Here is a 9,040-nt window from a genome sequence, read left to right on the forward strand (position 1 = left end):
CCATCCGCCGCCCGCCCCTTTCGTATTTTTAATCCTGACCTGTGCGGCGGTTCAGCGAACCTTCATGGCCGATGCCGTTCCATACGGCTCAGTCACCGAGGTTCCCTGCGCGCCCCGGTCCAGCATTCTCCCGAACTGCTGCAACCTCAAACCACGGTTCGCCGCGTGAAGATCGCTGTCATCGCCCATCTGAAGTATCCGATCGGCCAGCCCTACGCGGGTGGCCTGGAGATGCACACCCATCTGATGACGCGGGAGCTCCGGCGCCGCGGGCACGACGTCACGCTCTTCGCCTCCGAGGGCTCCGACCCGGAGCTGGCCACCTTCGTCTGCCCGCCGACCGGCGAGGATCTGGGCGATCCCGAGCGCTGGGCGGCGATCGAGGCGGCCGAGCACGCGGCCTACCGCCGGATCCTCGACGCGGTGGCCGTGGGCGGCTTCGACCTCGTGCACAACAATTCCCTGCACGCCCTGCCCCTGCGGGAGAGCGGCGACTTCGACATTCCCTGGGTGACGGTGCTGCACACGCCGCCCTTCGAGTCCCTCGTCGGCGGGATCGAGGCGGCGCGGCCCGACATGCGTTACCTCGCGGTCTCCCAGACCCTGGCGCGCGAGTGGACGGACCTCATCCCGAGCCTCGACGTCGTGCCGAACGGTATCGACCTGGCCACCTTCCCCTACAGCGCCGAGCCCGATCCGGAGACCTACGCCTTCTGGTTCGGCCGCATCGTGCCGGAGAAGGGCCTGCACCTCGCCATCGATGCCGCCCGCGCGGCCGGCTTCCGCCTCGTCTTCGCCGGGCCGAAGCTCAACCCGGCCTACTGGGCGAGCGAGATCGCGCCGCGGCTCGGGCCCGATCTGCAGCATCTCGGCCATCTCTCGCACCGCGAGCTCGCCGCCCATCTCGGCCGCGCCCGGGTGGCGGTGGTCACGCCGCGCTGGGAGGAGCCCTTCGGCCTCGTGGTGGCCGAGGCCATCGCCTGCGGCACGCCGGTGGCGGCCTTCCGCCGGGGCGCCATGCCGGAGATCCTCGACGCCTCCTGCGGCCGGCTCGCCGATGCGGACGATCCGAGCGACCTCGCCCGGGCGATCCGGGGGGCCGCCGGCTTGAGCCGCCGCGCCTGCCGCGACCGGGTCGAGACGCATTTCGACGCCGCCGCGATGACCGCGCGCTACGAAGCCGTCTACGCCGAGATGCTGGCCGAGCAGGTCCGGCCGCTCCTCAGCGCCGCGGAGTGACCCGGTGAGCGCCGTCGTCTGCATCCCCGCCCGCAACGAGGCCGAGCGGCTGCCGCGCCTGCTCCGCTCGCTGGCGGCGCAGGAGGGAGTCTCCGAGGCCGCGCCGCTGCGGGTCGTGGTGCTCGCCAACAACTGCGATGACGGTACGCCGGAGATCGTGCGCGACCTCGCGGGCGCGCTGCCGACCCTGGCGCTCCGCACCATCGAGGCCGCGATCCCGGCCCCCGAGGCCCATGTCGGCACCGCCCGCCGGATGGCGCTGGAAGCCGGCGCCGACTGGCTTGGCGCCGATGGCCAGCCGGACGGCCTCCTGCTCACTACCGACGCAGATGCGTGGCTGCCGCCGACTTGGCTCGCCGCGAATCTCGCTGCCCTGCAGCAGGCGGACGTGGTCGGCGGCCGGCTCGTCATCGACGCCGAGGGCGCCGTGCCGCCGGCTCTCGCCGACCTGCACGCCCGGATCGAGCGCTACTGGGCGGGCGTGCGCGCCCTCGAGGACTTCATCGACCCGCCGCCCCACGATCCGGCGCCGCGCCACGGCGACCACACGGCGGCGAGCCTCGCGTTCCGGGCCGACCTCTACCGCGCGGTCGGCGGCCTGCCGGCCCTCCCCTGCGGCGAGGACAACGCGCTGGTCGCCCGTCTCATCCGGCAGGGCGCCCGCCTGCGCCACTGCCCGTCCGTCGCGGTCCACGTCTCGGCCCGCCGCGAGGGCCGGGTCAGCGGGGGCATGGCGACCGAGATGGCGCGTCGCGAGGATGCGGTCGCGAGCGGCAGCCCCTACGAGCTGCCCGAGGCCGCGCACTGGCTCGTCCTGATCGAGCGTCGCGCCGCGCTGCGCCAGGCCTGGCGCCGGGGCGAGCCGGCCCGCCGCGCCGCCTGCCGCGACGTCGGCCTCGCGCCCGAGGCGGTGGCGGCGGTCGAGACCGCGATCGCCGACGGCACCTGCCCGAACGACATCGCCTACGTGGAGCGGGTCCACGCGCTGCTGGAGGCAGCGCCCCCCCCCGCCCGCTTCGTCGATCTCGACGCGGCCCTGGCCGATCTGGAGCGCATCGCCCGCACCCTCCGGGCGGCGGCCTAGCGCTGCGGAGCGCCCATGACCCGCCCCATCGGCTACTACGTCCACCACCAAGGAGCCGGGCACTGGCACCGGGCCTGCGCGGTCGCCGCCGCGCTGGATCGTCCCTGCGCCCTTCTCGGCACCTTCACCGGCATCGACACCGCGGGTACGCCGGGCCCGGTGATCAACCTGCCCGACGATCGGCTCGCCGAAGGCTTCGACGGGCGGGACGGCGAGCCCGAGCGTCCGCTCAGCCTCCACTACGCGCCGCTCGCCCATTCAGGTCTGCGCACCCGGATGGCCCGCATCGCCGCCTGGGCGGCGGAGACCGACCCGGCGCTGCTCGTGGTGGACGTCTCTTGCGAGGTGGCTCTGTTCGCCCGCCTGCTGTCCTTGCCGACCCTGGTGGTGCGGCTCGCAGGCACGCGCACCGACCTGCCGCATCTGGAGGCCTTCCGCAGCGCCGACCGGCTGATCGCGCCGTTCCCGGAGGTTCTGGAGAGCGCCGCGACCCCTGACTGGGTTCGGGCCAAGACCCATTATGCCGGCCTCCTCGGGCCGGCACCCGCCGCCCCGGACGGTGGCGAAGACGGCTCGATCGTCGTGGTGTTCGGCCGTGGCGGCGCGGGCGGTGCGCGTGCCGATCTGGCGGCGGCCGCGCGGGCGCTCCCGGAGCGGGACTGGCACGTGCTCGGCCCCGTCGCGGGCGAGGCCGCGACACCGCCGAACCTGCACCTGCATGGCTGGGTGCCTGACGTGGAGCCCTGGATCGCGCGGGCGGCCCTGGTGGTGGGGGGAGCGGGCGACGGCGTCGTCGCGGCGGTGGCCGCGCGGGGCAAACGCTTCGTCTGCCTACCGGAAGAGCGGGGCTACGGCGAGCAGGTCGAGAAGGCGCGCGGCTTGGCGCGACTCGGCGCGGCCGTGCTGCACGAGGGCTGGCCGAACCCGGCCCGCTGGGGAGAACTCGTGGCGGCGGGACTGGCCCTCGACCCGGGGCGCATCGGCAGCCTCGCCGAGCCGGAAGCCCTTGCCCGAACGGCCGCCTTCATCGCGGAGCGTGCCGCCTGGTGGGAGCGCCGCGGGGATGCGGCACCGATCCGAGCTATTGTCTGAGGGGAGGCTGTGCGGACGCCCGCCGCGCAGCGGGCGTCCGAGGGGATCTCTTCAGGAGATCAGGTCGAGCTTCGACGCCTGGATGCCGGCCGCGCGGAGCGTGTCAGGCAGGGCGGAGAAATCGCGGTACCCGGCCTCGCGCGCCATGGCGTCGAGGGCGGTCTGCTCGTCGTCGGCCGAGCCCGTCCAGAGCACGGCGCCGTTCGATTTCTGCTTGATCTGGAAGATGCTCATTGCATGCCTTCGGGAAGACTGCTCTCGTTCTGCGCGGTCAACGTTCGGACCGGCATTGGGTTGCAAGTCCTCAGGCGTGAGCCCTCAGGCACAAGCTCCCGCAAGGCTCCGCCGCGTTAACCCCGCCTCAATGGCCTTGGGCCTCGATCTGCGGATACGCCCGCGCGATCCCGTCGAGATCCCGATGCCCCCTGCCGTTCCCCTGACCGAGGCCGAGCTTGCGCGGCTGCCGGCCGATCCGGACCTGCGCGCCGCGATCCGTGGCTGGAGCGTCGCGCTCGCGCAGGAGCGCCGCATGGCGGCCAACACGGTCGAGGCCTATGCCCGCGATCTGCGCCAGTTCCTCGAATTTCTGGCGCGGCGCGGCGGTACCCCGACGATCGTGGGCCTCGTCGCGCTGAAGCCGCGCGACATCCGCGGCTTCATGGCGGCGCGCCGGGCGGACGAGGTCGACGGCCGCTCGCTGATGCGCATGCTCGCGGGCTTGCGCTCCTTCGCCCGCCACCTGGAGCGCGAGGGGCACGGCGTCGTGGCGGCGCTCGGCGCCGTGCGCTCGCCGAAGGTGGAGCGGCGCCTGCCGCGGCCGCTGCCGGTCGGCGCCGCCAAGGCGCTGACCGATCCGGACCTGCGCGCGGGCGAGGACCGCGAGCCCTGGATCCTGGCCCGCGACGCCGCCGTGCTGGCGCTGCTCTACGGGGCGGGCCTGCGCATCTCCGAGGCGCTCGGCATCCGGCGTGAGGACGCGCCGCTGCCCGGCAGCGACGCCCTGACCGTGCTCGGCAAGGGCGGCAAGCCGCGCATGGTGCCGGTGCTGCCGGTGGTGGCCGAGGCGGTGGCGGCCTACATCGCCGCCTGCCCGCACCCGCTGCCACTGGAGGGGCCCCTCTTCGTCGGCGCCCGGGGTGGGCCGCTCTCGGCCCGGATCATCCAGTACGCGGTGGCTCGCGCCCGAGGCGCGCTCGGGCTCCCGCAGAGCGCCACGCCTCACGCGCTGCGCCACTCCTTCGCCACGCACCTCCTGGCCCGTCAGGGCGAGATGCGCGCGATCCAGGAGTTGCTCGGCCACGCCTCGCTCTCTACGACGCAGCTCTACACGAAGGTCGATGCCGCCCGGCTGATGAGCGCCTTCGAGGCGGCCCATCCGCGGGCCGGGCGGATGCCGGTGCCGCGGCCGCGGGCATAGGCGAGACCTAGCCCGGGGCTCTGCCCCGAGACCCCGCCGAAGGACCTCCGGCCCTTCGGGATCCCGGGTTACTCGGCCGCGTCGCGGGCGCCCTGGCCGAAGCGGCGCTCGATGTAGTCGGTCACGAGGGTCTCGAAATCCTTGGCGAGGTTGGCGCCGCGCAGGGTCGTCGCCTTCTTGCCGTCGATGAAGACCGGCGCGCTCGGGCTCTCGCCGGTGCCGGGCAGCGAGATGCCGATATCGGCGTGCTTCGACTCGCCGGGGCCGTTCACGATGCAGCCCATCACCGCAACGTTGAGGCCCTCGACGCCCGGATAGGTCTTCTTCCACTCGGGCATCGAGCGCGCGATCCAGTTCTGGATGTCGCGGGCGAGTTCCTGGAAGGTCGTCGAGGTGGTGCGCCCGCAGCCCGGGCAGGCTGCCACCAGCGGCACGAAGGTGCGGAAGCCCATGGTCTGCAGCAGTTCCTGCGCGACCTTGACCTCGACCGTGCGGTCGCCGCCGGGCTCGGGCGTCAGCGAGTAGCGGATCGTGTCGCCGATACCCTCCTGCAGGAGGACGCCGATCGCGGCCGAGGCCGCCACGACGCCCTTCGTGCCCATGCCCGCCTCGGTGAGGCCGAGATGGATCGCGTAGTCCGAGCGGCGGGCCACCTCGCGGTAGACCGCGATCAGATCCTGCACCGCCGAGACCTTGGCCGAGAGGATGATGCGGTCCTTCGGCAGGCCCAGATCCTCGGCGCGCTGGGCGGAGGAGAGCGCCGATTGCACCATCGCCTCGCGCATCACCGCGCGCGCATCGATCGGCCGGGGCGACCGGGCGTTCTCATCCATCAGGTGGGTGAGGAGTTCGCCGTCGAGCGAGCCCCAGTTGGCGCCGATCCGCACGGTCTTCCCGTAGCGGATCGCCTGCTCGATGATGGTCGAGAACTGGGTGTCCTTCTTCTCCTTGAAGCCGACATTGCCCGGATTGATCCGGTACTTGGCCAGCGCCTCGGCGCAGGCCGGATGGTCGGAGAGGAGCTTGTGACCGATGTAGTGGAAGTCGCCCACCAGCGGCACGTGCACGCCGATCCGGTCCAGGCGCTCGCGGATCTTCGGCACCGCTGCCGCCGCCTCGTCGCGGTCGACGGTGATGCGCACCAGCTCCGAGCCGGCCCGCGCCAGCTGGGCGACCTGCGCCACCGTGGCGTCGATGTCGGCCGTGTCGGTGTTGGTCATCGACTGGACGACGATCGGAGCGCCGCCGCCGACGGTGACCGCGCCCTCGCCCTGGCCGATCTGCACGCCGGCGGTGCGGTGGCGGGGGGCGGGTCCGGCGATCTCCGGCCCTGCGCCGGCCAGCGGGTTCGCGGGGCGGGTCTCGGCTTCCATGGCTTCCATCGGGGGACCTTCGCTTCAAGGCCTCGGGCGCGTCGGGGCGGGTCCTCACGGACCCGGGCCGCCCGCTGCCGTCGCGTCTGTCTTCGGTACGATTCGGGTCGCGCGCGCACCGCGCACGGAGAGGTTTAGCTGCGGTCGATCCACCGCAACGTCAAGCCACACCACCGTACGGAGTGCAGAACGGGCCCATTTCGCGCGTCTCATGTCGCATCCGCGCACGGATGTCGAGTTCACGCCGCGCCGCGGTGCCATGCGCGCGCGGCGCGGATGCCGGCGGATGCGTTCGGCCGGATCTTCGGCTCCGTTCCGCGGTTCCCCCGCGTTGGTCCTGCGGGGGCCCCCGACGCGCGGCCTCGCACCCGCCTACCGCGGTGCAGCATTTGCAACGGCGCCGCAGCATCCCATGTTCGAGGACATGATGAGCGAGTATCCGCACGGGTCCGAACCCGACAATCCCGCCACCGCCGTTCCGAGCACCGATGTCGCGACACCGGTCGGCGACGCCCTCGAGAACACTCATCCGCCCCGGCAGATCCTGGCGGGCCCCAGGGCGGAGAAGAACGTCGCCCTGGCGCTTCAGGGCGGCGGCGCGCACGGCGCCTTCACCTGGGGCGTGCTCGACCACCTGATCGAGGACGGCCGCCTTGGCTTCGAGGCGGTGACGGGCGCGAGCGCGGGCGCCATGAACGGGGTCGTGCTGGTGGACGGCTGGCTGAAGGGCGGGCCGGACGGCGCCCGCGAGGGCCTGGAGCGGTTCTGGCGCGAGGTTAGCCTCGACGGCGATCTCGGCCCCGCCACCCGCGGCCTGGTCAACAGCTTCCTGAGCCTGTGGAAGGGCAACCCGGTCGCCGAGTTCTGGACCAAGGCGCTGACGCCGAGCCCCTACGTCTCCAACCCGCTCAACATCAACCCGCTGCGCAAGGCGCTGGCCGCCCAGGTCGATTTCGACCGCCTGCGCGCGAGCGACACCGCCGGCATCTACGTCTCGGCCACCAATGTCTGGACCGGCAAGCTCGCGGTGTTCGAGCGCGAGCGGCTGACCGTCGACCACCTGATGGCCTCGGCCTGCCTGCCGACCGTGTTCCAGGCGGTGGAGATCGACGGCGTGCCCTACTGGGACGGCGGCTATCTGGGAAACCCGGCGCTCTACCCGCTTCACCGCGGCGCGCAGACCCGCGACATCCTGCTCGTGCAGATCAACCCGGTGGAGCGACGCGAGACGCCCCGCACCGAGCGCGAGATTCAGGACCGGCTCAACGAGATCACCTTCAACGCCAACCTGATGCGGGAACTGCGCGCGATCGACTTCGTGGACGGGCTGATCGAGGAGGGCGTGCTCGGCCAGGGCCAGTACCAGCGCGTGCTCGTCCACCGCATCGACGGCACCGACGCGCTGGAGGACTACAACGCCGCCTCGAAGCTCGACGCGCGCTGGCGGGTGTTCCTGCGGCTGCGCGACAAGGGCCGCAAGGCGGCCGAGGCTTGGCTCGGCGAGCACTACGACAAGATCGGGCGCTCCTGCAGCCTGGACCTGGAATCCGCCTACCAGTAGCGCTGCGGCGCGTGTGCGCCGGGACACGGCCGGACCATTTCGCGCGCCGCGGACGGGATTAGGTCCGCGGCGGCCGACGTTCAATGCGTATGAGCCTCGACAAGATGAAGCGCCCGGACATCGTCGACCTGCTGGTGCCGCTGCGGCGCTACGCCCGGTCGCTGACCCGCGACACCCTGCGGGCCGACGATCTCGTGCACGACACCCTGGTGCGCGCCCTCGAATCGCAGAACGCCCTGCGGCCGAACACCAACCTGCGCACTTGGATGATGACGGTGCTGCACAACGTCTTCATCGACGATCAGCGCCGCAAGCAGGTGGAACTGCGCCACGCCGACGTTCTGGTGCAGATGAGCGACGACATGGCGCCCCCGGCGCAGGAGGGGCAGGTGCGCCTCGCCCAGATCCGCGAGGCCTTCCTCACCCTGCCGGAGGAGCAGCGCGCCGCGCTCCACCTCGTCACCATCGAGGGCATGGCCTACGCGGATGCGGCGGCCGTCCTCGGCATCCCGATCGGCACCCTGATGTCCCGGCTCGGCCGCGGGCGCGCGGCGCTGCGGGCCTTCGAGGAGGGCGCCCGCAAGGGGCAGGAGGGCGGGGCGACCACGCGCCCGCGGCCGGTCGAGCGCACGCCGCTGCGCCTCGTCGCCACCGATGGTGGGCTCCCGCCGGAAACCGCCACGGCACCGGAGCCGTTCTCCCGCCGTGCCCTGCGCGGCTGGTAGAACCGCCCCCTCCCCCGACACCGCCCGCGACCCGACGGAGGCCGCGACGACAGAGTTCTTACGACGCAGGACGACCCCGATGATCGACCCGATCACAGACGGCGATCTCACCGCCTATATCGACGGCCAGCTCGACGTGATGCGCCGCCTCGAAGTCGAGGCGCACCTCGCCGCGAACCCGGCGACGGCCGCCCGCGTGATGGCGGAGTTGCACGACCGCGACGCCCTGCGGGCCGCCTTCGCGCAACTGCCGGGCCCCGGCCCCGAGCGCAACCGCCACGCGGCCCGGCGCATCGACCGCTCCATGCGCTGGCGCCGCGTCGGCGCGCGGCTGAAGCGGGCGGCGGCGATCGCCGTGATGGTCGGCGCGGGCTGGCTCGCCCACGACGAGGTCGGCCGCTTCGGCGTGCCCGGCACCATCGCGGCGCCCGTCGACCCGACCCTGATCGAGGATGCACAGCAGGCTCGCCAAGTGGCGCAGATGCGCGCCCGCGTCGCCTCGCAGCGAAGCGGCAGCACCTACGACCGCGCCGCGATCGAGGCCGCCAC

General features: G+C 72.9%; 9 protein-coding genes. 7 read left to right on the top strand and 2 right to left on the bottom strand.

The window, feature by feature from the left end; all coding sequences use genetic code 11:
• Nucleotides 1-165 precede the first annotated feature (165 nt).
• Genes MFF54_RS20050 through MFF54_RS20060 form a run of 3 tightly spaced genes read left to right on the top strand, consistent with a single transcriptional unit; the run spans nucleotide 166 to nucleotide 3,415 of the window.
• Nucleotides 166-1,239, top strand: a complete 1,074-nt coding sequence (locus MFF54_RS20050; RefSeq protein ID WP_238305000.1) for a glycosyltransferase family 4 protein — start codon at nucleotides 166-168, stop codon at nucleotides 1,237-1,239.
• Between the two features lie 4 nt (nucleotides 1,240-1,243).
• Entirely contained in the window at nucleotides 1,244-2,323 is a 1,080-nt protein-coding gene (locus MFF54_RS20055; RefSeq protein ID WP_238305014.1) for a glycosyltransferase family 2 protein, read from the top strand.
• A 15-nt stretch (nucleotides 2,324-2,338) separates the two neighbouring features.
• Complete coding sequence (locus MFF54_RS20060) at nucleotides 2,339-3,415, top strand: glycosyltransferase (protein ID WP_238305016.1); 1,077 nt, start codon at nucleotides 2,339-2,341, stop codon at nucleotides 3,413-3,415.
• Nucleotides 3,416-3,466: 51 nt separating this feature from the next.
• Here MFF54_RS20060 and MFF54_RS20065 read toward each other — a convergent pair whose 3' ends face one another.
• Nucleotides 3,467-3,649, bottom strand: a complete 183-nt coding sequence (locus MFF54_RS20065) for a hypothetical protein (protein WP_238305018.1) — start codon at nucleotides 3,647-3,649, stop codon at nucleotides 3,467-3,469.
• Nucleotides 3,650-3,833: 184 nt separating this feature from the next.
• Here MFF54_RS20065 and MFF54_RS20070 point away from each other — a divergent pair, with 184 nt between their 5' ends.
• The gene (locus tag MFF54_RS20070) at nucleotides 3,834-4,832 is read left to right on the top strand and encodes a tyrosine recombinase XerC (protein WP_238305020.1); all 999 of its coding nucleotides are present in this window, start codon (nucleotides 3,834-3,836) and stop codon (nucleotides 4,830-4,832) included.
• Nucleotides 4,833-4,900: 68 nt separating this feature from the next.
• On the opposite strand, the gene ispG is transcribed toward MFF54_RS20070, so the two are convergent.
• Entirely contained in the window at nucleotides 4,901-6,214 is a 1,314-nt protein-coding gene (gene ispG / locus MFF54_RS20075; RefSeq protein WP_238305028.1) for a flavodoxin-dependent (E)-4-hydroxy-3-methylbut-2-enyl-diphosphate synthase, read from the bottom strand.
• A gap of 418 nt (nucleotides 6,215-6,632) precedes the next feature.
• Here ispG and MFF54_RS20080 point away from each other — a divergent pair, with 418 nt between their 5' ends.
• The 3 genes from MFF54_RS20080 to MFF54_RS20090 all read left to right on the top strand — a co-directional run.
• A complete protein-coding gene (locus MFF54_RS20080; RefSeq protein ID WP_238305038.1) occupies nucleotides 6,633-7,766 on the top strand; it encodes a patatin-like phospholipase family protein in 1,134 nt (377 codons plus the stop codon).
• An 89-nt stretch (nucleotides 7,767-7,855) separates the two neighbouring features.
• Entirely contained in the window at nucleotides 7,856-8,491 is a 636-nt protein-coding gene (locus MFF54_RS20085) for a sigma-70 family RNA polymerase sigma factor (protein ID WP_238305030.1), read from the top strand.
• Nucleotides 8,492-8,570: 79 nt separating this feature from the next.
• Nucleotides 8,571-9,040: anti-sigma factor family protein (locus MFF54_RS20090; protein ID WP_373321211.1), on the top strand; the 470-nt coding region annotated here is incomplete at its 3' end.

This window comes from Methylobacterium gregans (assembly GCF_022179245.1).
Taxonomy (GTDB): Bacteria; Pseudomonadota; Alphaproteobacteria; order Rhizobiales; family Beijerinckiaceae; genus Methylobacterium; species Methylobacterium gregans.

Coding starts and splice junctions, on each gene's coding strand:
- MFF54_RS20060 (WP_238305016.1), top strand. CDS start 2,339: ATGACCCGCCCCATCGGCTACTACGTCCACCACCAAGGAGCCGGGCAC.
- MFF54_RS20065 (WP_238305018.1), bottom strand. CDS start 3,649: ATGAGCATCTTCCAGATCAAGCAGAAATCGAACGGCGCCGTGCTCTGG.
- MFF54_RS20070 (WP_238305020.1), top strand. CDS start 3,834: ATGCCCCCTGCCGTTCCCCTGACCGAGGCCGAGCTTGCGCGGCTGCCG.
- ispG (WP_238305028.1), bottom strand. CDS start 6,214: ATGGAAGCCATGGAAGCCGAGACCCGCCCCGCGAACCCGCTGGCCGGC.
- MFF54_RS20080 (WP_238305038.1), top strand. CDS start 6,633: ATGAGCGAGTATCCGCACGGGTCCGAACCCGACAATCCCGCCACCGCC.
- MFF54_RS20085 (WP_238305030.1), top strand. CDS start 7,856: ATGAGCCTCGACAAGATGAAGCGCCCGGACATCGTCGACCTGCTGGTG.